At 34.6% G+C, this 25,979-nt stretch carries 20 protein-coding genes; 6 read left to right on the top strand and 14 right to left on the bottom strand.

Translation table 11 applies throughout. The features are described from left to right. Positions 1-185 precede the first annotated feature (185 nt). The 4 genes from ACFOUY_RS20895 to ACFOUY_RS20880 form a co-directional block, all read right to left on the bottom strand. A complete protein-coding gene (locus ACFOUY_RS20895) occupies positions 186-3,044 on the bottom strand; it encodes a PD-(D/E)XK nuclease family protein (RefSeq protein WP_378963233.1) in 2,859 nt (952 codons plus the stop codon). Further along, positions 3,045-6,281 (bottom strand): UvrD-helicase domain-containing protein, encoded by a 3,237-nt coding sequence (locus ACFOUY_RS20890; protein ID WP_378963232.1) that lies wholly within the window; start codon positions 6,279-6,281, stop codon positions 3,045-3,047. 229 nt (positions 6,282-6,510) lie between these two features. Then, positions 6,511-7,305, bottom strand: a complete 795-nt coding sequence (locus ACFOUY_RS20885; RefSeq protein WP_378963231.1) for a tRNA threonylcarbamoyladenosine dehydratase — start codon at positions 7,303-7,305, stop codon at positions 6,511-6,513. A gap of 73 nt (positions 7,306-7,378) precedes the next feature. Continuing rightward, on the bottom strand, positions 7,379-8,044 hold the full coding sequence (locus ACFOUY_RS20880; RefSeq protein ID WP_378963230.1) for a TatD family hydrolase: 666 nt from the start codon (positions 8,042-8,044) through the stop codon (positions 7,379-7,381). Positions 8,045-8,155: 111 nt separating this feature from the next. Here ACFOUY_RS20880 and ACFOUY_RS20875 point away from each other — a divergent pair, with 111 nt between their 5' ends. Next, positions 8,156-8,683 carry a thioredoxin family protein gene (locus ACFOUY_RS20875; RefSeq protein ID WP_378963229.1) on the top strand — a complete coding sequence of 176 codons (528 nt, stop codon included), beginning with the start codon at positions 8,156-8,158 and terminating at the stop codon, positions 8,681-8,683. Positions 8,684-8,818: 135 nt separating this feature from the next. Here the strand turns inward: ACFOUY_RS20875 and ACFOUY_RS20870 are convergent, their stop codons facing one another. Next, positions 8,819-10,519 carry a glycoside hydrolase family 3 protein gene (locus ACFOUY_RS20870; RefSeq protein ID WP_378963228.1) on the bottom strand — a complete coding sequence of 567 codons (1,701 nt, stop codon included), beginning with the start codon at positions 10,517-10,519 and terminating at the stop codon, positions 8,819-8,821. Positions 10,520-11,002: 483 nt separating this feature from the next. Here ACFOUY_RS20870 and ACFOUY_RS20865 point away from each other — a divergent pair, with 483 nt between their 5' ends. Next, a complete protein-coding gene (locus ACFOUY_RS20865) occupies positions 11,003-11,185 on the top strand; it encodes a hypothetical protein (RefSeq protein WP_378963227.1) in 183 nt (60 codons plus the stop codon). 133 nt (positions 11,186-11,318) lie between these two features. Here the strand turns inward: ACFOUY_RS20865 and ACFOUY_RS20860 are convergent, their stop codons facing one another. The 4 genes from ACFOUY_RS20860 to ACFOUY_RS20845 all read right to left on the bottom strand — a co-directional run bounded on the left by ACFOUY_RS20860 (position 11,319) and on the right by ACFOUY_RS20845 (position 15,102). Further along, positions 11,319-12,857 (bottom strand): M28 family metallopeptidase, encoded by a 1,539-nt coding sequence (locus ACFOUY_RS20860; protein ID WP_378963226.1) that lies wholly within the window; start codon positions 12,855-12,857, stop codon positions 11,319-11,321. A gap of 274 nt (positions 12,858-13,131) precedes the next feature. Then, a complete protein-coding gene (locus tag ACFOUY_RS20855) occupies positions 13,132-13,929 on the bottom strand; it encodes an ABC transporter permease (protein ID WP_378963224.1) in 798 nt (265 codons plus the stop codon). 1 nt (position 13,930) lies between these two features. Continuing rightward, positions 13,931-14,839: an ABC transporter ATP-binding protein gene (locus ACFOUY_RS20850; protein WP_378963222.1), complete on the bottom strand. Its 909-nt coding sequence runs from the start codon at positions 14,837-14,839 to the stop codon at positions 13,931-13,933. 2 nt (positions 14,840-14,841) lie between these two features. Beyond that, a complete protein-coding gene (locus ACFOUY_RS20845; protein ID WP_378963221.1) occupies positions 14,842-15,102 on the bottom strand; it encodes a hypothetical protein in 261 nt (86 codons plus the stop codon). Between the two features lie 248 nt (positions 15,103-15,350). Here ACFOUY_RS20845 and ACFOUY_RS20840 point away from each other — a divergent pair, with 248 nt between their 5' ends. Further along, positions 15,351-16,385: a sensor histidine kinase gene (locus ACFOUY_RS20840; RefSeq protein WP_378963220.1), complete on the top strand. Its 1,035-nt coding sequence runs from the start codon at positions 15,351-15,353 to the stop codon at positions 16,383-16,385. Positions 16,386-16,444: 59 nt separating this feature from the next. After that, the gene (locus tag ACFOUY_RS20835) at positions 16,445-17,194 is read left to right on the top strand and encodes a LytR/AlgR family response regulator transcription factor (RefSeq protein WP_378963219.1); all 750 of its coding nucleotides are present in this window, start codon (positions 16,445-16,447) and stop codon (positions 17,192-17,194) included. Between the two features lie 186 nt (positions 17,195-17,380). Here the strand turns inward: ACFOUY_RS20835 and ACFOUY_RS20830 are convergent, their stop codons facing one another. The 4 genes from ACFOUY_RS20830 to ACFOUY_RS20815 form a co-directional block, all read right to left on the bottom strand. Continuing rightward, a complete protein-coding gene (locus ACFOUY_RS20830) occupies positions 17,381-18,118 on the bottom strand; it encodes a lysophospholipid acyltransferase family protein (protein ID WP_378963217.1) in 738 nt (245 codons plus the stop codon). Positions 18,119-18,182: 64 nt separating this feature from the next. Next, the gene (gene tnpA, locus ACFOUY_RS20825; protein ID WP_378963216.1) at positions 18,183-18,644 is read right to left on the bottom strand and encodes an IS200/IS605 family transposase; all 462 of its coding nucleotides are present in this window, start codon (positions 18,642-18,644) and stop codon (positions 18,183-18,185) included. A 368-nt stretch (positions 18,645-19,012) separates the two neighbouring features. After that, on the bottom strand, positions 19,013-19,567 hold the full coding sequence (locus ACFOUY_RS20820) for an NUDIX domain-containing protein (protein ID WP_378963215.1): 555 nt from the start codon (positions 19,565-19,567) through the stop codon (positions 19,013-19,015). A 72-nt stretch (positions 19,568-19,639) separates the two neighbouring features. Further along, positions 19,640-22,132: a TonB-dependent receptor domain-containing protein gene (locus ACFOUY_RS20815; RefSeq protein ID WP_378963214.1), complete on the bottom strand. Its 2,493-nt coding sequence runs from the start codon at positions 22,130-22,132 to the stop codon at positions 19,640-19,642. Between the two features lie 220 nt (positions 22,133-22,352). On the opposite strand from ACFOUY_RS20815, the gene ACFOUY_RS20810 reads away from it, so the two are divergent. Both ACFOUY_RS20810 and ACFOUY_RS20805 read left to right on the top strand, forming a co-directional pair. Then, complete coding sequence (locus ACFOUY_RS20810; RefSeq protein ID WP_378963213.1) at positions 22,353-23,282, top strand: NAD(P)-dependent oxidoreductase; 930 nt, start codon at positions 22,353-22,355, stop codon at positions 23,280-23,282. 117 nt (positions 23,283-23,399) lie between these two features. After that, positions 23,400-23,876 carry an OsmC family protein gene (locus ACFOUY_RS20805; RefSeq protein WP_378963212.1) on the top strand — a complete coding sequence of 159 codons (477 nt, stop codon included), beginning with the start codon at positions 23,400-23,402 and terminating at the stop codon, positions 23,874-23,876. A gap of 82 nt (positions 23,877-23,958) precedes the next feature. On the opposite strand, the gene ACFOUY_RS20800 is transcribed toward ACFOUY_RS20805, so the two are convergent. Then, positions 23,959-25,836 (bottom strand): M1 family metallopeptidase, encoded by a 1,878-nt coding sequence (locus ACFOUY_RS20800; RefSeq protein ID WP_378963211.1) that lies wholly within the window; start codon positions 25,834-25,836, stop codon positions 23,959-23,961. Positions 25,837-25,979 lie beyond the last annotated feature (143 nt).

The raw sequence follows: 25,979 nt of genomic DNA, 5'->3' as shown, positions 1-25,979 counted from the left end.
TAAATAAATTATTGTGTAAATCTTTTGCTAAAGCCAGTAAATGCCTTTTTTGTAAACAGTTAGCTTATCAAGCTGTGATGAATAAAGCAGATAATTGCTTCAGTTTGATTAGGACGATTCGCTTTCATTCTTTGCCCTTGGTTTCAACCAAGGGATAAAAATTTGATATATCGGCTTTAGCCGAATTATTTCCCAAACAAAGTTTTGTAAATAGAGTACTTGTAATTATCTTCAACTGCACTTGCTACAAAATATGGTGATTCGAATAGTTCGGTAAGCTTTTTCCTTAGCTCAGCCAAAAACTCAGGTTTAATTTCTTCGAGATATGCTCCTGATAGAGTTTGCCTGCCCGATTTAAACCAAACACCGTCAACAGCCATTGTTTTAACAACGTATAAATTTGGCTCTACAAAAGCTTTACCCGAGAATTGCTCATATGCATAGGTATAAAGTAAAGTTTGAACTAAAGCTTTGTTGATATTTTTTCCATCAGAATTGAAAAGCGCTGTAATATCTTTAAAAGTTAACTTGTCACTTCCTGTTTTATAGTCGATGATTTTAGTTACGCCATCTTTTACATCAACCCGATCAATATATCCGAAGATTTTAACACTTGCATCTTTCCCATTTAATGGAAAACTAATCTCCGCTTCAACCTTTTGTTCTAAGCTTATGATATTAAATGGTGTTTGAGAAATATCCTGATTTACAATAATATTAACATAAGCATCAACAATCGATAAAATTACTTTTTGCATACCCTTATATTCCATCACCTTATCTGGATGATTAAACATAACTGCATTAAAAGCCTTTTGAATAAGCACTGGAATCTGTTTTCTTTTCTCTGTAATTCGGTCGGTGGTAATTTCAGCTTTCATCAAATCCTGATAAAAATATTCCATTACCTTGTGTAAAATTGAGCCAATTTCATTCGCCTCTACAACGGCACTCACTTCTTTAGGTTCTTTAATTCCTGCAATGTAGTTGAAGAAAAAATCTATTGGATTGGAGATATACTGGGTTAAAGCCGAAGGTGAAAGCACTTTCTTTTTATCAAGATATTTTTGAAGCGTTTCCTGAATAAAAACATTATTACTTTTCTCAATACGAACTTCTCTAAAAGGTTCAGTTTTTACATCCAGATTAAGTTCATTGTAAGTAAAATCAAATCCACTTTCGTACTCCAGTTGCTTTAAAATTCTGCTGGCTTCACCTGAGGTACTTTCGTCGGTTAAGCTGTTGTAAACAAAGTTGATGTTTTTTGCCCTTTGCATTAAGCGGTAAACCATATATGATGAAATGGCATCAAGATTTTCTAAAACTGGCAAACCATAAACCCTTCGGATAGAATCTGGAATAAAACTATTTCCGATAGAAGATTTTGGAATAATACCTTCATTAAAACCCAAAATTACTACTTTATCAAAATTCAAATTTCTGGTTTCGAGTAATCCCATCAGCTGAATTCCATTTAAAGGGTCGCCTGAAAGCGGAACTGCAATAGCTTGTAATGATTTTTGAACCAGATAAATTACAAATTGGATTTCTTCATCGCCAATGTGTTTTCCAAAAGTATCATGCAAACGGTTTAATTCTTGGATAGTTTTTACAAAAAGTTCTGCATCGATTTTTTTAAGCGTTTTCGCATTTGATAATCGAGTTAAAATAAAGTCTAAAACTTCTAGTAAGTATGGTACAACATCTTTAGGACTATCGATTTTTTTATAAAAAACTTCAAATAGTCCGCTTTGTCTCAACAACCTCTCGTGCCCAATTTCTACTTCGTTTTCTGCTAATAGTGCCGTAAGAATTTTTTCACGCATCTTTTGAGTCAATCCGGTTAACGGATGTGTTAAAAAAGCCTCTACGTTTTTATAGGAAACCTTTCCGGTACGCGAAATTTCAATTTGAGATGAAAACCACAAATCGGCTAAACCAAAAATACTCGATGTAGACAAAGCAAAGCCCATTGTTACATTTAGGTCGATTGTGTTGCCATTATAATTTGTAGGAATGGTTTGCAAAGCTGGCAACAACAAACTTTCATCGGCCAAAACCACAACTGTAGAGCCAATTGCGTCGGTATTTAAATAATCTTCTTCTAAAATATTATTTAGAATTTTTGCCTGAGCAGATTGCCCCTGAACTTTGAAAACATTAACCTTATGCTTTTCTGTTTTCATTAAGCTCGGTTTATTTTCAAATACATTTTTCAAGCCCAAAAGGTTCAGGTTTTTCCTTAAAAATAATCCGGCCTCCTGTAAGGGGTCATTTAAATAGTATTCATCGGCATCGAAATAAAACAGGGCTTTGTCAGTCTCTTGTAGCTGCTTAAATATTTTCGCCTCTGCACTTGTTAGTGCATTAAAACCAACAAAAATGATTTTTCCTTTGTCAAAATTAACTGGTAAATCATTTTGACTTTCTGTTTCTTCGGCCAAATGGCGATAAACATAGCCGTTTGTTAAATAATCTTGTTGTTTAAGTGCAGCATGAAATTTATGGTAAAGCTTTGGCATTCTCCGCCACATTTTAATAAAAAGTTCTTGCTGCTTTTTATGTTTGCCTTCAGAATAGGAAGTCCAGAATTGTGCTAAAAATTGGTACTGTTCAGGGCTTAAATAGTCGAAATCTTTATTGATAACAGAAATATCTTCCAAGTCGCGATACAGTTTTCCTGCATCAACCAAATCATTATCAATCTGGGTAAAATCGCTTAAAATAATTTTAGCTAACGGAAAGAATTTGTGACTCGAAATCGGTTCAAGCTTTTCTTCTGCTAACAATTCATTGTAGATTTTATGAAGTGTGAAAAACTGCAGATAAAAATCGGCGATTTTAAATTTCGTAGCAGTAGCGAAAAACTCTTGTATGGTATAAAAAGAAGGACTAAAAAATGGTTTCTTAATAATATTGGCTAAATATTTCTGCATATAGGCAGATGGTCGCTTATTGTTGAAAACGATAGCGCAATGTTGGAGATTGGCTCCAAATTTTTCAATTAAATCTTCGGCAACTTCTTGTAAAAATGGCTTGATCATTTACACTAGCTTTAATTTACCGCTAACGGCGTAAAACAAATAGGTTTTAACATTTTTATGTCCCATTTCTATAAGCAGGTTTTTATAATTTTCTACCTGCTCGATATGCTTATCGCTTTCGGTAAGCGTAAACTTATAATCAAGAATAATTACTTCGTCCGCATTAATTAAAACTCTATCAGGACGATGAAGCTTACCATTTGAATCGATGATGCTTTTTTCCACAATATTTTCGGTTGCCTTATTTAGTAAAGTTTTTAATTCTACATTATTCAGAACTTCTAAGGCTGATTCTATTAGTTTTTGCTTTTCCTCTTCCTGCACAATTCCATCTAAAATTAAGGTTGTAATGTATTTGTCAACGTCTTTTTTGGAGCTGGCATTTGCCAAAATATCATGTAATAATGAACCTTTTCTGCCAGATTTTTCGATGTTTACTAAATGCTTTAAATGTTTCTCTTCTGATGAAATATACAATTCTGATAGCCTTGTTGTGGTTGGATAATGCTTTAAATCTATAAGGTTAGTTTTGTTGTTTTTGCTTTCTGATGAAATATAATCCACAATTTCGTAAACTCCATTTTCATCAAAATTATCTTTAAATGTTAAGTTAATTACATCGCCCATGTTCGATAAATTAACTTCTTTATTTCCTTTGGGCTCTGCCTTTCCCATAGTAGAGATGTAGAGATAATCTTTAGAGCGAGTTGTGGCTACGTAAAGCATATTTAATGCATCCATATTGTTGTACAACAGTTCTTCATAATATGCTTTTGCTATTGCCGAATCGGCTAAAGCCTCGTTGTATTTCAACGGAATTCCCTTTAATTCTTTATAAACTGTTTCTTCTGATGATACCCAGAAAGTACTATTGGCTTTTCCTTTAATTTCCCAATTACAGAAAGGTACAAAAACCGCTCTGAAAGCCAATCCTTTCGATTTGTGGATGGTTATAATTTGAATGGCGTCGGCACCTTCTGGAGAAGGCAAAGATTTTTTAATTCCATCTTCTTCCCACCAGGTTAAAAATGCTATAATTCCTTTTTCTCCAAGTTTGGAGGCTGATGCGGTTAAATCTCTAAAAGCCAAAAGATACGGAAGATGGGCGGTTAATGTTTTTAAACCATAACTTTCAATTAATATTTCGACCAATTCTGGAAGTGGAAGTTGCAACCAGCTCTGCCAGTTTTCGCATAGTGCTGAAGGTAAAACTTCTGCAAGTTGGTTAAGCGGTTTATTTGTAAGATTTATATAATGATTTGCATCAGGTTCTTTATCTCGGAGCGAATGATAGAGCGCAATACAATTTGCCTTATAAAGTGCGCTTTGAGACTCTAAACCTATTAATACTTTTAAGGTGTTAATGATTAATTGTATTGCCGAATTATTTGAAATTAACAGTGCATCGCCAGATAAAACAGGTAGATTATGCTCCATTAGTTTGCGCACGGTAAGTAAGGCTTCGCTATTAGATCGTACTAAAATGGCAATGTCTTTCAGTGCATAATTCTGCTCATCCTTTAAAATTTTAATTTCTTCGATGACATCGTTTAAGGCAATATCTCTAAAAATAGTTTCTGTAAAACGAGCTTCATCTGGTGCGCTTTCCTTACTAAATTTTTTAATTTTTATCGTTCCGCCTTTTAAGGTATTTGCAGCAAATTTTTGCGTCGAGCCTGCATAAATATCAGTAATAATCTGTGTGTAATTTTCCTCAGCCCACCAATTTGAAATGCTATCCGGTTTATTGGCTAAATTTGCATTTAACTCGTTTTGGAGGGTTATCGGAATGGATCGATAAAGGAAATTGTTGAAAGTGATGATGTTTTCTGTGCTTCGGTAATTTTCGGCTAAACTATCTTCTAATACATTTGCTGCACCAACATCGCGTTTAGCATGCTTGTGTAGAATATTCCAATCGCCATTTCGCCAGCGATAAATAGATTGTTTCGTATCACCAACTATTAAATGGTCGATTAAATCTTCACTTGGCGTAGCCATTGCATTGGTAAGTAAAGATTTAAAACTTCCCCATTGACTGGTGGAAGTATCCTGAAATTCATCAAAAAGAAAATTACGGTATCTGTTGCCTACTTTCTCCCATATAAATGAAGGATTGTCGCCAGCATCTTCTGTAATTCCTGAAATTAGTTTTTGCGCATCGCTGATTAAAAGATTGTCATTTTCTGCCCTATATTCTTTAAGTAAAACGGCAATTTCCTGCATTAACCTTAAGTAATACAGGTTTTTGTTGAAAGCGATTGCCAAACTGTAGTTTGGCAAATGTGTTAAGTAATGTGTTTTTATCTTTTGAAGAATAGGATTTACAAGGTCAAAAGCCTCGGGAAAGCTTGCGTTTTTCTGAAACCATTCATCAGGTTCATCAATGTAATTGAAAAGTGGTTCTATTTTAGAAAAATCGCCACGAGCCACTAAAATAATTTTAGCTAAAGCACTTCTCGATTTTCCTTTAAGATGTTCGTTTTCTACGCCCAAAACATTTAAAGCTTCATTTGCCTCGGTTGCAAGATTGCTAATTTCTTCTTCAAAATTTTTAATCTCTGCCTTGGTTACACTAATATATTTTTTGAAAAGTTCATCAATGTTTTCTAGGCCTAAGGCTGTAACTGCATCTTCAAAAATCTGAAAGCGTTCGGAAAATATTTCGCCGATTAAATTGTATAGTTCGAATTTGTAATTCCAGCTTTTGTTATCGCTTATACGTTCGATTGCCAAATCTATAATCCACTGTAAAAGTTGTTTATTGGTGTTTAAAGCTTCATCAAGTTTGTTTACCAAATCATCTTTTACCTTATCATAATTCATTTCTAAATTATAATCGGCGTTTAAGCCCAGTTCAAAAGCAAAACCCCTAATTACTTTTTGCACAAAACCATCAATTGTGCTTACCGAAAAGCGGCTATAATCATGAAGAATTTTGCGGTAAATTTTATCGGCTTTAAACTGAAGTTCTTGTGGAGTTAATAGCGGATAAGCAATCAAAACCAGTTTTCGATAATCATCGATTTTTTTTGAAGGATTACCTTTTGCCAAACCATGCAAAACCTCTAAAATTCGGGTTTTCATTTCTTCTGTTGCCTTATTGGTAAAGGTTACAGCTAAAATTTCCCGATATTTATTCTCGCCAGAAAATAGCAAAGTAAGGTAATGTGCCGTAAGACTAAATGTTTTACCAGAACCTGCAGAGGCTTGAAGAATTTTGAGTGGTTGGGGCATATTGTTTTTTGTTCAGATTCTAAATGTTCTCAGTATTGTATCATCATTATTTGTTCTTTTAATACCCATCTGGAAAAGGGGAATGCTGGGCGTCTAAATTAGTCGGGTTAGTTTCTTTTGCATTACATCATTTTCTGCACCTTATAATTTCACTTTTGGTCACTTGCTTTTTAAACTTACAACAATTTAAAATTTTCCCGAAATCAGAATATTAACAATTGATAGAAAATTATTTCTTTTTACTTTTTCTTTTAGCCAAGGTTTTATGACTAATCCTTAATGGTCGTTCGGCCATTTCAATTTTTAAGCCAAGTAAATCGCGAATAACTATTGATGCACAAGCACCACCAAATGCTGCGGGTAAGTAAGAGGCAGTTCCGTATGCAGAACGTTTAAAGTTGCTTCCATCAGTCATTATCATAGAGTTTTTGTCCATTTCTTCGGTAGAAAAAACAGCTTTTATTTTAGATGCATTTTCTAATTTATTTAAGCGCTTACGAACATAGCTTGCAAAAACACATTGATAAGTATCTGGTAACATCGCAATTCTTAATCGCGTTGGGTCCATTTTGCCACCAGCACCCATCGAACTTACAATCGGAATATTTTTTTCCAGTGCTGTTCCCAATAAAGTAATTTTTGGCATTACACTATCTATGCAATCCATTATATAATCGAATTTCGATTCTAAAATTTCTCTACATTTTTCTGGCGTTAGAAAAGTATCAACTACATGTAGTTTTAGATCAGGATTAATTGCTAACAAACGTTCCTGCATAATTTTAGCTTTTCCCACTCCGTGATTTGTAGCTAAGGCTGGTAATTGTCTGTTCCTGTTTGTTGGATCGACCACATCGCCATCCACAATAGTCAGTTCGCCAATTCCAGAGCGACAAATAAATTCTGCAGCAAAAGAACCAACGCCACCTAAACCGATAACTAAAACATGTTTTGATTGAAGTTTATCAATTCCATCATTGCCTATAAGTAAAGCTGACCGCGACAGCCAAGAAACATCTGACATAATTACCCCCAACTCCTAAAGGGGAGTTTTTTTAAGTTTAAAAATATTTAATTTTAGACCTTCATTAGCCCCCTTAGGTGTATGGGGTTAAATTTAACTTTTTCCAGTTGGCAAAAATAAGTGCTTTTAATTCATCAATGCTACAGTTTTTTAAATTTGATACAGCCTGATAGATTTCTTCAATTGATGTTTCCGAATCATCGGTCTCTAAAAAGAAATTATCGTGATTTTGAATCAGCTTTGCTGCGCCAGAATTTTTATTCAAAATAGTTTTTCCGAAGGAAAGCAGAAATCCTTTGTTCAAAAGCTGTTTTCCAAGTGCTTCATTTTTATTAAAACCATGAATAATCATTGGGACTTTAACTTTCAATCTATCTTTAATTTCAATTAATTCGGAAAAAGCTTTAACGCAATGTAGAATCAACGGTTTGTTTAACTTTTCGGCAAGTGCAATTTGTTTTTCCAGTATAGCGATTTGATTTTCGAGGTGTTCACCTTTAAGTTTATCTAAACCACATTCGCCAATCAATTTCACATTTGTTTGATTTGCAAGAACACTCAGGTATTTCATTTGTAATTCCAGTTTATCCAACCTAGCATACCATGGATGAAGACCAATTGAAATCGGTTTAGTTTTAGGCATCGCTAAAAAAACATCACTCGTAAGTGATAAACTTTGAATGCTAGTTGTGCCATTTTCCTGAGCGGCTTTATGCGTATGTATGTCTAAAAAATTCATCAACAGCACAAAGATAAGCTTTTGTAAAAATGTATTTGTTCTGTAAAGAACTTACTCATAATCTATAAACCCAGTAGACTTTATTAATTTTGTATCTTCAATCTAAAAATTATGAAAAGAATATTCATTTTATTGGCTGCGGTATTTATTTCTACGGTGGCTTTCAGTCAGGCAAAAACAGAAGGTGTACATATTTACAACCCTGATGCAAATGCAATGGCAGATTTAAAAGCAGCAACAGAAAAAGCTGCGAAGGCAAATAAGCATGTTTTAGTTCAGGTTGGTGGTAATTGGTGTTCTTGGTGTATTGCTTTCCACAATCTTGTAGATACAACGGCAATTTTAAAACAAACCATAAATGACAATTACGAATATGTTTTGGTAAACTGGGATAAAGACCATCATAACGATGAGGCTATGAAATATTTAGGTTTCCCAAATCGTTTTGGTTATCCGGTTTTTGTTGTTTTAGATGGAAAAGGGAAGGTTCTACATATCGAAAATTCTTCTTACTTAGAAAGCGAAGAAATTGGAGCAAATGGCAAACGAAAAGTTGGTCACGATGTGAAAAAAACAATTTCGTTTTTAAAGGGATGGACGGTTGCCGCGGTGAGTCCGGAAACGTACAAAGCCAAATAAGTAGTTTGTTCTACAGAAAATTAAATCCCTTGATTTCCGTGCTTTTGTAGTGGAATTAATTTTATATAATAAACGCCAGCTTTTACAGTTGGCGTTTATTATTTGTGTTCTCATCGTCTTTGTTGTTACAGAAACTTACAAACCATCTCCGAATTTATAATTTGGCAATATACTAACAGGTAATTTACCTGAAGGAACCAAACGATTATTAATTACAGCAGCGGCAGAAATCTGCATATAATCTTCTTTCTGATATCCAATAACCAAACCTTTACTATTCTCTAAACCAGGTAAGGCTGATAGGTTATAAGGATTAGCAAATAATGCGAAAACAGCATTCTTGCCAGATAATTCTTTAATAAAGTTTTTAACACCAGCATTTAACGGGATGTTGTTTGCCGGTCTGGAACGAGCATCGTGAATACCCACAATTACTTGGTCGAATGCACCAATTTCTCGGGCAATATTTGAAATTTGTGCTGCACTTGCATCTTTATCTAAAACGTAATAAACCGAATTGTAAAAACCTTTCGAAATCTCTTTTTGGAATCTCGTAACTGAAGGGACACCAATACTTATAATAGCCGTTCTTCTAATCGGAATCATATTTTTAATATATTCTTTTCCTTTTAATAAAGTAACAGATGCATTTGCTAATTCTTGTACCAAAGCATTACTGGTATTACGGTTTACACCAGCAACAATTCCTTGAGTAATAATTGTATCTCGTTTGTTTAAACCAGCCCAATATTTAGCTGTTAAAATTTTTCGAACACTTTCATCAATAGTTTTCATTTCTATTCTGCCCTGTCTCACCGCTTTACGAATCAGTTTATTTGCTCTGTCACTATTTTCAGAAAGCTCTAAAATATCATTTCCGGCAATAATCCCAAGTAAATCGGCCTCTCCATCCTTAAAGTATTTTACCACACCTTTCATGTCCATCGCATCAGAAATAATTAAACCTTTAAAGCCTAATTTGTCTTTTAAAATGCCTGTAACAATCGGTTTCGATAGGGTAGAAGGCAAATTGGGTGTTTTGTCTAAAGATGGGATATTCATGTGTGCAATCATAATACCCGATGCACCTTGCTTAATCAATTCTTTAAAAGGATACATTTCTAGCGTATCTAAACGTGTTGCGCTAAAAGTCAGCTGAGGTAAATCGTAGTGCGAATCTACATCCGTATCGCCATGCCCAGGGAAATGTTTTAGTGTAGTTAACAATCCGCCATCTTGCATACCTTTCATATATGCGCCAGTTTTTGTAGCAACATTATATTTGTTTTCACCGAAAGAACGGTAATTAATTACCGGATTTTTTGGGTTGTTATTAATATCAGCATCTGGTGCCAAATTCATTTGCATACCCATACGTTTAAAGTCTTTTGCAACTTCTAAACCCATTTTATACAGCAACTCTTTATTTTGTATAGCTCCTAATGTCATTTGGTATGGAAAAGAAATTGTACTATCCAGCCGCATTCCCAAGCCCCATTCGCCATCATTTGCCACAATTAAGGGTACACGGCTCACTTTCTGATAGGCATTTGTAGCTACTGCCTGCCTAACTGGGCCGCCTTGAAAAAAAATAACCCCACCTAGTTGCTCTTTTTTAATTACCAAGCCAACTGAATCTGTATACTTTTGCCCTAAGTTAGTATGAGCACGAACGAAAAACATTTGTGCAATACGTTCTCTACGATTTAATTTATTAAAAACAGAATCAACCCATTTTGGTTGATTGGCTAACATTTCGAGGTAAGTTTGTTTCTGTGCGCTCACAGAAAAAGTGGCAATGCAAAGCGCAATAGCCAGGAATATGTTTTTTTTCACGTATTTATTTTGTTGTATAATCTTGCTAAATTAATAATCAAATGCCGAATAAAACAAAAACAAATCCAAATAATCAAATTAATACCTGAAGTTGTAGATAATGTAAATGTAATTGCAAATAAAAATTTGTCCTGCTCGTTAAATTCTTAGGCTGTTCTTTTACCATGCTACTAATGACGCTAGTCATTTATTTTAACCATCTAAGGAAATCTATGCCACTCCATGATCTGTGTCTTCACCGAACATTATCATTAATTCCCTTAGAAACTGTTTCAATTTCAACTCCAATTACTTTATAGAAAGTGGAGATACGTTCCATGGCAATAGCCAAGGTGCGTGTCCCCATATCTCTGCCATCTAGGTTTATTTAGGAAAGTTTCTTCATAAAAACGTTTTATCTATTTAAAAAATTAAAACCATTTACTTTATTATTAGTTAATAATATAACGCTCAGTAAATTATTATTCACTAAATTTTATAGCTATGAAAAATACGAGCACACCAAAAAACAATTCGACAGTTCAGGGAAGTTCAATTGCAGACAGAGCAAATCACGATGTTAAAACCGATAAGAAAATTCAGGGAATAACAAATGGTGGAGGACAGCGTTCTGATCAAACTTCGAATAAGGATAATCAAAGAAAGTACGACAATAAGAATAAGTAGTTTCTTTGATTCTTAAAATAGAAAAACCTTGGCAGTTTCTTTCTGCCAAGGTTTTTTATCGAGTTATTCTAAAATCTTAATTGCGTACTGGAGTTGCGGTTGCCGTTGCAGCAGCAGCTGGAACGGTTGGCAATTATTTTCTTGGAATTTGTGCATCGCGTTGCGAAGTGTTATAGACAAAGGAAGCAACAATTGTTGATGCTTGTTTTAGGTCATCCTCAACTAATCTATCGTAAGTATCCATATTACTGTGGTGTGTACGCGTATTGTAATCTGCTGGGTCTTGTATAAATTGAAAACCTGGAATGCCAACAGCATCAAATGCCTGGTGGTCGGTTCCACCAGTGTTGCTTACCGTAATTGTTTTTGCACCTAAATCTGCGAATGGCGTTAACCAGCTTTGGAAAATCGGACCAGCTGCCGCATTACCTTGTAAATAAACACCACGAATTTTTCCTGTTCCATTATCTAAGTTATAATAAGCAGATATTTTTTTCTGATCAGGCGTTAAAACCATAGTCTTTGGATCGCCGAAATGTTTAGCAACATAACCTCTCGAACCAAATAAACCTTGTTCTTCCGAACTCCAAAGCGCAATACGAATCGTACGTTTTGGTTTAAAATCGATTGCTTTTAAAATACGTACGGCTTCCATCATTACAGCAGAACCTGCAGCATTGTCTGTTGCGCCAGTTCCTGCATGCCACGAATCAAAGTGACCACCAATCATAACCAACTCTTCTTTTAATTTTTTATCTGTTCCAGGAATTTCAGCGATTACATTATAACCTTGTGGGTCTTGGTCGTAAAACGAAGTTTTAATATCTGCTTCGAGTTCTACAGTCTTGCCTGCACGTAATAGGCGAAGGATATGTAAATAATCTTCGGCTACAACTTCTAATTCTGGTGAAACTGGTTTTGCATCTAAAGCATAAGAAGCGCCGTTACTGGTAAAAAAAGTACCTTGACCACCGCGAGCATAAGTTAAAATTAATGCCACTTTTTCTTCAACAAGCATTGCGCTCATTGCTGCACGAACTTCACGCATCTTCATCATTTGTGCCATCATGTTGTTTGCACCACCAGGGCGTTGACCACCTCTCGCACCCGGAGCCATTGGTTTTGCTTCGGCCATTTTAGCTAAAGTTGTATCTGCATAACGGGTAAAATCTGGTTTCAAGCCGCTTTGAAGTGGTGCTCCAGCATCCATCATTACAATTTTACCAGCTAATTTTCCTTTGTATTTTGCTAAATCGGCAACGCTATCTGCTTTTATTAAAACTACTGATGATTTAATAGGACCATTTGTGCCTGGTGTCCAGGCTTTAGGCGAAGCAATAATTGCATGATAATAGGGTAAAGTTGTTGCTGCATAATATTTATCTACTTGCCAGCCTTTACCAAAGGTTCCCCAAGATTCAAGGTGCGCATTTTTTAATCCCCAATCGGTAAGTTGTTTAACTGCCCAGTCTTGAGCTCTTTTTAAACCCGGTGAGTTGGATAAACGTGGGCCATTTACATCTGTAAGATTAAATGCAATATCCATTACCTTGGAGTTTTCAAGGCCTTCTTTTCTAAGTTTTTGAACAATTGCTGCATCTGGAGCATCTTGAGCAAAAACAGAAACGCAAAAGCCTAAGACTAATGCGGTTGTTGTAAATCTTTTTATCATTCTTAAGTTAGGTTGGTTTTAGGCTAAAAATAAGTTTTATATAGCTTTTAAATTATTTACAATGAGATTTTTACATCGTTACAAAGTTGCATTTAGGCTAATTTTGTGAGATCTTGCTAGAAGAAATTAATTTTTTTGCAAAAACCTGATTTAAATAAACCTTATTGAAGCGAAAAGCCCGCAATCCCGATTTTTTTCGGTGCGGACTTGGAGAGAAAAGAAGGGCTAACATTAATTGAAATGCCGAAATTGCTTTTCGAAAAATACATCTATGCTATTTAATACTTTTTTTAGATACGATGAAGTAACCAATGATGAAAAGAACGGCGGCATAAATTAAGCTTGTATATATTTCTTGCGTAAACACTTCGAACGCTAACGGGTCGCCACCTTTTTTAATTTTAGTAATTCGTAAAGCTAATGCCGGCAAACTGTAGGGAATTAAATATGCATATTGCCAATTTAGGCCTGCGGTAACGATACCCATAATTGTTCCAACGAAACCTATACCCATTGGTTTAAGAAAATCGGCCCAAATTAAGCTTAAAATAAATTGGAGAGATAAAATACCCAATGATGAAAGGAATAACTTGCTGTAAGAATTTATTAAAAATGTTGATGGATTATATTGACTGAAGGTATATTTTGGAACCAATGCTTGCAATAAATAACCGAAACCAAATGTTAGCGCTGCAAACAGAAATAGGCAAAGAAATATGAGTAAAACGGCATAAATATATTTTGCAGCGTAAATAGAAAACTTATTTAACGGTTGAGCAAAAAGTGTTTTCCATGTGTCGTTTTTATGTTCAATATTGTTGACTGAAAAGGCCATGAAAATTACGTAGAAGGGCATAATTAACATGCCCATAACGTTTAAAGTAGCACCACTATATCGTACCCAAAGCATTAAACCCGGATAGTTTAATGGTAAAATTTTATCTGAACTTGAGTAAAAACCAAATGAAACCAACGAACAAATTACAACCGGAAGCAAAATTGCGGCCCAGAATGCTAATGTTTTTCTTGATTTGTAAAACTCGGAAACTAAAGAAATATATAAAGAGCGCATATTAGTTGTTTTTGGTAATATCTAAGAACAGGTTTTCTAAATCTTTTCTTTGTTGGTACAAACTCGAAACCGTAAAGCCATTCTGAATTAATAGCGTATTTACTGTTCCGCTTTCTTTGGTGCCGGTAAAAGGAATGGTAATTTTTTTAGCTGTTTGTTCGGTAATTTCGTAGCCAGATTGGCTTAAAAATGTGGCAGCTTCTTCGATTTTATCTACATCAATTTCGAGCATAGGTTTGCTGAGCTGATGAAGTTCGTCTATAGTGCCCTGAAACAATAATTGTCCTTTATTTATGATGCCAACGTGGGTTGCTGTACGTTCTATTTCGGCTAAAAGATGGCTGGATACTAATATGGTTTTATTATGCTTTGTAGCCAAATCTAACATCAGGTTACGAATTTCTATAATTCCATTTGGGTCTAAACCGTTAGTTGGTTCGTCTAAGAGTAAAAGTTCTGGGTCTGAAACCAAAGCTAGTGCAATGCCTAATCTTTGTTTCATGCCTAACGAATATTTGCTCGATTTTTTATTTGCGGCTTCGGTTAAGCCTACTAATGCAAGCATTTCATCGGCCTTGCTTTTCTTTATGCCTAATAAAATGCAACGGTTTATTAAGTTTTCTTTTCCGCTTAAATGCCCGTAAATAGCAGGTTGCTCTACTAGTGCCCCAACACGTTTAAGTGTAGCGATGCGGTTGCGGTTAATTTCTTTGCCAAAAATAAAAACCTGATCGGCTGGAGACTGAAGCAGGTTTAGTAGAATTTTTATTGTGGTGGTTTTACCAGCTCCGTTCGGACCTAAAAACCCATATATACTACCTTTTGGTACTTGTAGCGATAAATCTTTCACAATGGCTTGGTTGCCAAAGTTAAAGTTAAGGCCAACAGTTTCGATTGCGAAATTGCCCATGCCTATTTAAAAATGGCTGTAGCTTGTTTTACAATAGAGGTAGATGCTTTAGCAGGTTTAACTACTATTTCTCCATTATCGTTTTGGTTGGTATTTATAGTAAGCGTTAATACAATCATCATAAAAACAGGTAATAATAAAAGTAAAAATGGCGAGGTGTTAGCTAATTTTTTCATAATAGGTTCATTTATTTTGATGGCTATGAAGCTATCATCAACATTTAATTTTTGATTTATCGATAAGTTTGTTGATGATGTTTTCATGTTTGTTTCGTTTTGATAGTTCAAAGAAACAGAAGAAAATAATCCTGCTAAAATCTATTATACCAAGTGTTCAAGATTATAGATAAACGGGTATTTTTGGCGTTTGTCGATAAATTTTGCCCATTGGGCCGTTCGTAGAAAAAAAAAGCCAGTTGGTAGATTGTATAGTTAATTACAAGTTTCTTTATTTATTTTGGATGCATGATTAAATTGTGAGCTTTGCAGCTTGCATTCCTATAAAAGTTAATATGAAAAAAAGTAGAGGGCCGTTAATTCTGAATTGTATTTTTTGGGGGATAATATTAATGCTCGTAATAGCAGGTCATATTTTTGATACAACAAAACATACAACTAAAGATTACTTAATCAGCTATGTTGTATATGGAATTATTAATGTATCAATTTTTTATATTAATTACATTTTTTTAATTCCTGAATTAATAAAAAAGCGCAAGAAATATTGGCTTTATGTAATCGCTTTTTTATTAACAATTGCTGTAGCTGTGGTTTTAAAAACTGCAATTGCGGTATTATATCCAGAAGATGTTTTAACTATTGTTACTTCGAAAGGAAAAAGAATTGAGCAACCCGTTCACCAATTTGTTATAATAGTTTCATTTCTTTCAGGCTTTTTCTTAATCTGTAGTTGTATAATAAAGTTTGCTGTTGATTGGTTTGCAAATGAACGCATTCAACGTAACCTCGAAAGTGAGCGTAAAGAAATGGAATTACAGTTTCTAAAATCTCAGTTAAACCCACATTTTCTTTTCAATTCATTAAATAATATCTATTCCTTGGCTTATCAGAAATCTGATAAAACTGCTGATGCGATAATGAAACTTTCGGAAATTATGCGCTATATGATTTATGAAAGCAATACGCCAACGGTAGCTTTAAGTAAAGAGGTTGATTATTTAAAAAACTACATAGAATTACAAAAAATACGGTTTAAAGATGGTGCCTTTATAGAGATGACTTTAAACGGAGAGATTGATAATCAGAAAATTGTGCCATTAATGTTAATTTCATTTGTAGAAAATGCCTTTAAACACGGTGTGGTTAATGACCCTGCCGAACCAGTTAAAATAGATATTATTGCTAATCAGAAAATTCTTCACTTCAGCGTTATTAATAAGAAGAATAACCAGAATAAAGATGCGCAGGGAGGTGTTGGTTTGCCAAATGTAGAACGCAGATTGCAACTTATTTATCCCGATAGATATAAATTAAATGTTGTAAATTCGGCTACTCATTATACTTGCGAGTTGATGATTGATATTTAAACGGCGAACCAATTACCCAATTCTTTATCAGATTATATTAAAATTAATAGCTACCTAAAATGAACTTAAACTGTATTATTGTTGATGACGAGCCTTTAGCACTCGATATTTTGGAAGATTATATTTCCAAAGTACCTTTTTTAACTTTGGTTAAACGATGCGAAAACCCGATTGAAGCTTTACAAATTGTTCAGGGCGGAGGTATTGATTTGGTGTTTTTGGATATTCAAATGCCTGAACTTACCGGAATACAGTTTTTAAAAATTGCAGGAAATAAATGCCATTATATTCTTACTACAGCTTATCCAGAATATGCATTAGAAAGTTATGATTTAAATGTATCTGATTATTTGTTAAAGCCGATCGCTTTTGACCGTTTTTACAAAGCAGTTGAGAAAGTTCATAATCAGCAAAAACCTGCTGATGTTGCGCCACCGCAAATTCAACCTTTAATTACACCTGCGCCATTTTCAGGTTCTCCAAATCCGGTTCAGGATTTTATTTTCGTTAAAACGGAACATAAAATTCAGAAAATTTACCTACACGATATTCTATACATTGAAGGATTGAAAGATTACATTTCCATTTTTACAAAAGAGGAACGTATTATCACTTTGCAGAGCATGAAAAAAATGGAAGAAGCTTTACCTCAAAATCAGTTTATCAGGGTGCACAAATCTTATATTGTTGCGGTTGATAAAATTGAAAGTATAGAGCGTAGCCGAATTACAATTAATAAAAAGATAATTCCAGTGGGCGATACTTACCGCGATGAATTCTTTAAAGTGATTGGAAATAAAAATATTTAGGTTTAGAAATTTTAAAATTTACTCTTTATTTAGACATGTACCCACAAGCGGGAATCTAATGCTTTCTAAATGCGCTTCGACTCTGCTCAGCGAGACGATTTATTAGTTTTTGTTATAATTAAAATAGTCTCTTGATAGAAGTATAAATTACCTTTTGGCTTGATACCTGATGCTTTTATCTTGATACTAGTTTTGCCCTAACACTTTTCTAATTTCAGTTTCAATTTCCAAAGTAATTTCTTCGGCAGTTTTTCCTGTTGGTTCAATGGGCTTTAAAACAGTCCATTTTAATGCGTTGCCAGCAGTAAGTGGAAACATACCATAGCGAACAATTTTCCATGAATTTTCGATTGCAACAGGTACAACCAAGGCATTCGGTACAACTTTTAATAAGGTCGCTACGCCGCCAAACTGGAATTGTTTCAGTTTACCGTCTTTAGCTCTTGTACCTTCAGGAAAAATTACCGTGCTCCAATTATTTTCCTTCATCCTGCGACCAAGTTTAATAATTTCAGAAATTGCCTGCTTATTATCTTTTCTATTGATGTTTGCGCCGCCACCCAAACGAAGGTTTATGGAGATTGAGGGAATGCCTTTTGTAAGCTCAATTTTAGAAATAAATTTTGCATGATGTTTTCTTAGAAACCAAATTAATGATGGTATATCGTACATGCTTTGATGGTTCGCAGCGAATATTATTGGCCTATCGGTTGGTAAATTAAATTCATTTTTAAAGCTGATTGAATTAAATAAAAATATCTGGCAGTAGGTTAAGAAAAAATTTAAAGCATCAACAGAGATTTTATGTGCTTTATATCCAAAAAGTTTATAGCAAATCCATTGAATAGGGTGGAAAATGCAGAGCGTTAATCCGAAGAAGAAATAAAATATTGGGGTTAATAGGTAACCGAAAAACTTACTCATTTGGCTGATTTAATTGCGCAAAGATAGAAATATTGTGCTGCAATAAATATCTATAATATTTAGATTATTCAGGAATTTTGAAAAGATGCTTGTCATCATATTCAATTTCAAAAGTTTTTAAAAAGTCAAGATATTCTTGTTCGAAAGATTTTTTCTGGTGATGCTTTTCTTGGTTTTGGATGTATTTTATAACGTCGTTTACATGACTTTTTGAATAGGAGAATGCTCCGTAGCCTTCCTGACAGGCAAATTTTTGTTTGCAAAAGCCTTGCTCATTAATCCATTTTGTGCTTTCAGTTTTAACATTTTTTATTAAATCAGAAATTGCTTGGTGTGGTCTTAAACCGATAAGAATATGAATGTGGTCTGGCATACAATTTATTTGAATCATTTTATGATTGTTTGCCTGAAAGATGCCTGTAATATATTTTAAAAGCCTTTCTTTCCATTCGTTACTAATTAAACAAGCTCTATGTTTAACTGCAAAAACAAATTGAATATGCAATTTAGTATACGTATTTGGCATAGGCTTTTTATTTCAAGAGACCTAAAATCATTATTAAATCACGAAACGCTCCAAACGGAACGAAAAAATAATTAATATTTTTTTCTACCCATGATATGTTCCTACAGAACATTTTAGATTTCACAAGTTGATATTTTGAAATATGTTTTTTTTGGACAACGCTTTTTATCCCGTATGTAGAAAAAAAGACTGCGTTTTTATATCCCTTAGGGATATTCCGTTGGTAGAAAAAATGTATTTTTTTATGTTCCGTTAGGAACATTTGGTGAATTTAAAATTAAAGCTCATTTGGTGATTTAGAATAAGGCGATTTAGGCTTTATAGATATTTAAACCTTACGGTGATTTGTTTATTTGGCGAATTTCAAATTAAATTTCACCATTTAGCATCATCAATTTTGCTTTTAAAATTGCGGCAACGCTCATCGAATCGGTAATTTCTCCATCTAACACCATTTGGTAAACCTCTTCAAAATGGATTTTTTTTACAACCAGTTGCTCTGTCTCTTCTGGCATGGCAATGCCTTGAATTAAATCGGTTGCGATGTAAATTATGCTTAATTCATCACTCACAGAATTAGATAAATGCATGCGTTGGATTTCGACCCAATTTTTTGCACTCATACCCGTTTCTTCAAGTAGTTCTCGCCTTGCGCTATCAATCGGGTCCTCATCTAATGGGCCGCCACCTTCAGGAATTTCCCAACTGTATGCTTTTAGAGGATAACGATACTGACCAACTAGCCAAGTATTATACTCATCATCTAGTGGTAAAATTCCGATTGCTAGATTTTTAAAATGAACCTCACCATAAATTCCTTTTCCGCCTGATGGATTTAAAACCTGATGTTCGGTAAGTTTAATCCAGTTATTATCGTATTTTATTTCGCTTTCTAGGGTTTTCCAAGGATTGATTTCTTCCATGTTGCAAGATAGAAATTCGTTACAAGAAAAAAGGCGTTCCGAGTATTTTCAGAACGCCTTGATAAGCTTTTATTAAAATGTGCCTTCATCAGGTCTGCTTTCCTGCTGCTCTTCTTTCTTAGGTTTTTTAGTGCTATTAAATAATGTTTTTCCGAAGCGGTAAGAGAAGGTTAAATTACCCATAGTGCCTTGCATTCTACGTTGAAAATCTATGTAAGTGTTATTTCCTTCAGTTGTCATGCTCCATGCACGAGTATTAAAAATATCGCGGATATTTAAGCTCAAGGAAGCTTTTTTATTCGGGAAATCATATTTAGCACCGCCATCTATACCGTACATTGCGTTACGCTTGCCTTGTGCCATAACTTCGGCAGCTCTGTAATCTCCGCGGAACTGAAACGATAAATTTTTAATTGCTGAAATATTAGCTGTTAAATTTGCATTCCAACTGAAACCACTGTTGTCAACAATTCCGAAAGCTGGTACGCCATCAATTTTACTTTGATATAAGTTAACATTGGTTGTGAAATTTAATGCTTTAATCAAATCGAAACGACCAATTAATTCAACACCACTGTTAATTGACTTTGTTAAATTTTGAGGTGTTGAGGTAATAATACCGGCAGCATCTGGCTCTGTTCTCACACGTTGAATCACATCGTTTGTTTGGCGGAAATAAATGCTCGAAGTAAAAGTTACTTTTTTGAAGTATTTGCTGTAACCCAATTCAAACGAATGTACATCCTCTGGTAATAAATTTGGGTTACCAGCTCTATAATTTAAAGGGTCAGAAACATCAAGAAATGGGTTCGTATCCCATGGTCTTGGGCGATTTACACGGCGTGTGTAACTTGCCTGAACCTGTTGGTCGCCTTTTAATTTTTGAGTTAAAAATACACTTGGGTATAATCTGTTGTACTTGATTCTTCCTGGAGTTGTGTATAAAACATTACCATTGTAACCTTCTAATTCGGTAGTTAATGAAGCGTTTTCAGCCCTTAAACCTAATTGATAACCGAAATCTTTAATCTGGTTTTGGTAGTTTAAATACAGGGCATGAACCTGATCCTTACTGCTAAAATTGTTGTTCAATTTGTTGTTGCTTACATAAACGTTTGTGCTTGCAAGTAATGAATCTGCTGACTGGTTGTTATCTCCCAAACGAATTTGACTACGGTAACCTGCTTCAATTTTCCCTGCTTTACCAACTGGTAAACTATAATCTGTTTGAATATTATAATTGGTATTATTGCCTAGATTATTTGTGTGTAAAATACTTGGATCTAAATTTACAGAATTACCATTTTGGTTATAAACCTGCGTATTGTAAGTCTGGTAGTTGTTATTATCTCCATGAGAATAACCAAAGTTGAAGGTTAATTCCTCTTTGGGTTTCTTAAATTTCTGACTGTAATCCAAATTTATATCATAACTACTTCCATCACCATTATTAGTGTTGTTTCGATTACTTAGAGAAACCGGATTTAAAGCATTGTTTAATTGATTAATATTGATAAGCTCATTGCGATCGTTTAATCGACTGTTAAAACCGCCAGACAAACTGATAATACTTTTAGGCGAAAGATAGTAATCTAAACCAGCCTTAACGTTATGGCCTTTATCTAACGAAGTAGAATTTGTATTTTGGTTTGCAAACGCAATAGAACTTAAACTATTAAAATAAGTGATATCCTGATAACCACCACCCAATCGATTTCCATACCGATGGCTATAATTTCCGTATAAGTTAATTTTACTATTTTGGAAACTTAAATTAGTATTCCCATTATAATTATCTCTATTTCCTGCTGTCAATGCTACTGAGCCATTAAAGCCTAATTTTGTGTTTTTCTTTAAAACAATATTGATAATACCCGATTGACCTTCTGCATCATATTTAGCAGATGGATTGGTAATCAATTCAACACTTTCGATAGAACTTGCAGGAATCGAAGCTAAGATTTGCGCAACGTTACCACCCGCAATCAAAGATGGCTTTCCATCAATTAATACCCTAACACCAGCCGAACCGCGTAAACTAACATTTCCATCAATATCCGTTTGAACTGAAGGTACGTTCGCTAATAAATCGGTAGCTGAGCCACCTTCACTAACTAAACTCTGATCTACAGAAAATACTTTCTTATCAATACCCAATTGCATAGTTGCTTTCTGAGCGGTTACCGTAACATCCTTCAGCGCATTACCAGCTGCGGTTTTCATTTTAATTTCACCAAAATTTAAGGTTCCGGTTGTTGATGTAATAACCACATTATCTCTAACCATACTTTGATAACCAACAAAGCTAATTCTGAAGGTAAAAGTTCCTGCTGGTAAATCTGGTAAAGTAAAAGCGCCATTCATATCTGTTTGGGCAAGCTTTACATTTGCTTTAGTTGCTTTATCAGTTAAAACAGCAGTTGCAAAAGGAATTGTTTCTTGAGTTTGGGCATCTTTAAGAATGCCAGTTATTTTGGCTTTACCGCCGGTTTGAGCAAATAAACTAAAGGATGAGCAAAGGAAAAATAGCGTAATTTTTATTGTTTTGGAATGTATAAGTCTCATTAAATTTTAAAAGTTTTTATTAGTTTTCATAAAGAGTGACAAAGAAACGGCAAGGAAGTTTAATTTAAGTGCCGTAACTATTTTATTACAGCCATTTTAGGGTAATATTTTTGTTGTCATCAAGGTTTTTATTGTCCACTTTAATTTGAAGTCGTAACTATTTCAAAATTGAGTTTACAAACACACTTCACAAATCTTAAAATGTTACTTTTGTTGCATCATGAGTAAAAAAATATTAATTGTTGATGATTTGCATCCCGCATTTAAGGAGCAGGCCGTTTTAATGGGTTACGAAGTTGATGATGAGCCACAAATTACCCGTCAGCAAACTTTAGATAAAATTAAAGACTATATAGGTATTGCGGTTAGAACGAAGTTTAGAATAGACGCTGAAATTTTTGAAGCAGCACCGAATTTAAAGTTCGTTGCAAGGGCAGGAGCTGGGCTAGATAATATTGATGATAAAATTGCATTCGAACGTAATATTGCATTAATTAATGCGCCAGAAGGGAATTGTGATGCCGTGGGCGAACACGCCACAGGTTTACTTTTATCATTAATGAATAATTTCCGCATGGCGGATACAGAAATTAGAAATGGCATTTGGGATAGAGAGGGCAATCGTGGTTACGAGTTGAAAGGTAAAAAAGTTGGTATAATAGGTTACGGCTTTATGGGCCAAAGTTTCGCTAAAAAACTTGCGGGGTTTGAGGTTGATGTAATGGCTTACGACAAATACAAAACAGGTTTTAGGGATGCTTTTGCACGTGAGGTAAGTATGGAAGAAATTGTAAAGCATAGTGATGTTTTAAGTTTGCATATACCCTTAACTGCCGAAACTAAGTTGATGGTAGATGAGGAGTATTTCTTCCACTTTAAGAAACCAATTTTCTTTCTTAATACCGCCCGTGGTGAAATAGTTAAAATTAATGCCGTTTTAAACGCAATTAAAAGCGGGAAAATATTAGGTGCAGGTTTAGATGTTTTGCAAGCTGAAAAATTCCCTGTTTTAGGAGAGCAAAGCTGGTATAATGATTTGAAAACAAATGATAAGGTTATCTTGACACCGCATGTTGGCGGCTGGACCTTCGATTCTTATCGTAAAATATCTGAGGTATTGGCTGAGAAGTTGAAAGCGTTGGCGCTTTAGTTTTTTGTGTATCAACATCGATTTGATTAGAATTTTAAAGAATGTTTTTAACCAAAAATGTCTCCTTTATCAATCTTAATTTCCTAAATTGGATTACAAATTCTAACTAATTATATCATGCCGAAAGATCACTTATACAAAACCACTGTAACCTGGACAGGTAATAAAGGTTCGGGTACAATGGATTACCGCTCCTACGATCGCGATTATTTAATTTCTGTAAATGGCAAAGCCGATATCTCTGGTTCATCAGATTCTGCTTTTTTAGGCGATAAATCTAAACACAATCCCGAAGATTTACTTTTATCATCTATTTCGAGTTGCCACATGCTTTGGTACTTGCATTTGTGCTCTGAAAATGAAATCGTAGTTATCGATTATAAAGATGATGCTGTTGGAACAATGGAAGAATCTGCAGATGGAAGTGGGCGATTTAAGGAAGTTACTTTATATCCTCAAGTTCTAATTGCCGATAAAGGGCATATCGAACTTGCAGAATCGCTACATAAAGAAGCCAATAAAATGTGCTTCATTGCAAATTCGTTAAACTTTCCTGTAAAGCATCAATCGAGTTGCAAGGCAGAGAATAGTTAGCCGTTATCGGTTGCCAGTTAACCCGTAGTTTGGACATCCAAACCCCATAACTGGCAACCGAAAATTGGTAACTGGGAAAAAATTATTTTGCTTCCCATGTATTATCGGTAGGTGTTGCATCCATAAAAATGCCACCATCTAAAGTAATCGATTTTATTTTCCTGTTGGTATTAATCGTCATGGTTACTTCTTTCTGATTAACCTTCCAAACTGCAGGGGTTTTATGAATCGTTTCGGTTTTACCTTCTAGATCAGTAATTTTAATTTCGAAGGGAATTGCAAAACCACCTTCATTTTTAATAACAAATACAGCTTTATTATTGCTCAATTGAACGTTTTGCAGAGCTATATCTATATAATTATTGGTAAAGAACCAGTTTTGGAAAAACCAATTTAAATTTTGGCCAGCACCTGTATTCATCGAATTAAAATAATCCCAAGGAATTGGGTGTTTCCCATTCCAGTTGCTCATATAATTGTGCAGTGCTTTTTTAAACAAATCATCGCCAAGCATATCTTTTAAAGCTAAATAAGATAATGAAGCTTTACCATACGAGTTGTTGCCATAACCGGCGCCAGAAACCTGGTCGGACATAGAAATTACTGGTTGATCTTCTTCTGCCGATTTATCGTTAATGTATTTTGCCACTCTAAAACTCTTATAAAATTTGTCGGCAGCTTCTTTACCTCGTTGGCTAATGCCAATTAAATATTCGAAAGTTGTTGCCCAGCCTTCGTCCATGTAAGCATAACGGGTTTCGTTAATTCCCATGTAAAATGGGAAGTATGTGTGTGCCACTTCATGATCTTGTACTAGCTGTGCAAAAATCGGGTCGCCCATATTCGAATCATTTACCATCATTGGATATTCCATATCTGCAAACCCTTGAAAAGCAATGGTTTTAGAGAAAGGATAAGGAATGCCAGGCCAGTTGTTCGAAAACCAATCTAAAGCATAGAGATTATATTTTACAGAATTTACAAAGTCTTTGCCTGTTGTAGGGTTATATGCAGCCTGTGCGCTAGCTCTGCGATTGGTTTTTTTGTCTACAATAACACTTGCTGCATCCCAAACATAATGGTTACTTAGGGCAAAAGTAACATCTGTAATATGGTCGGCTTTATATTTCCAAACGTTATCTTTTTGTTGCGTTACCTTACCACCTTTCATTTCCTGCTCGTTAGCAATATGCATTACTTCATCGCTTTGGTAAGATTTTTTTAAGCGTGAAGAAAACTCTGGTTGTAAAACCTCATCAGGATTTAAAAAATCGCCGGTGGCATAAACCACATAGTTTTTAGGTGCTTTAACTGAAAAAGTATAATCATTAAAATCATTATAAAACTCAGCTCTATCTGTGTGCGGAATGCGGTCCCAGCCATTATAATCATCATATACAGAAATTCTCGGATAGCTATAGGCGACAAAGAAAGAATTCGGGTCAACCTGTCCTTCTCTTCCACTTTCTTTTGATAAAGGGTAATCCCAATCGATTTTAACCGTAATTTTTGATTTTGGAGCAAGCGGTTTTTTCAACTTTACATTTCCAACCGTTGCCCAGTTTTTGCTATCTAAATTGTAAGTTTCTCCATCAACAGAAAAAGCAATAATATTTAAGCCTGTACTTAGAAAATCTGCACTTACAGCTCCGCCTCTCGGTGAAGTTGGTTTATGTAAATTGTTTACAAAACGTATGGCTAATGTTTTTAAGGTATCAGTACTGTTGTTGCTGTAAACGATTTCTTCTTTACCACTAACAACTTTTGTTTCAGCGTTAACGGCAATGTCCATGTTGTATTTGCCGTGATTTTGCCAGTAATTTTTTCCAGGCTTGCCGTCAATAGAACGTGTTCCTTTTCCATAGGCTGCCTTAATATTTCTGGGCATATAAAGTTCTTGTGCAGATGCCGTCTGATTCCCTAGAAAGGCAACTAAAGCTATATAAAATAGTTTTCTCATTTGTATAATAATTTCGGCTAATCTAAAAATAATGAATGAATTTAGAATGAAGCAAAGTAATTCCTTATTCCATTCTTAATATGAATCTTTATCACGCCGTAATCAAGTTACTCCTTAAATGATAAAAATCGTATGCATTTATT

This window comes from Pedobacter jamesrossensis, from assembly GCF_042650905.1.
GTDB classification, from domain to species: domain Bacteria; phylum Bacteroidota; class Bacteroidia; order Sphingobacteriales; family Sphingobacteriaceae; genus Pedobacter; species Pedobacter jamesrossensis.
Note: the sequence above shows the minus strand (reverse complement) of the source record. Positions and strands in the feature narration are given on the sequence as shown.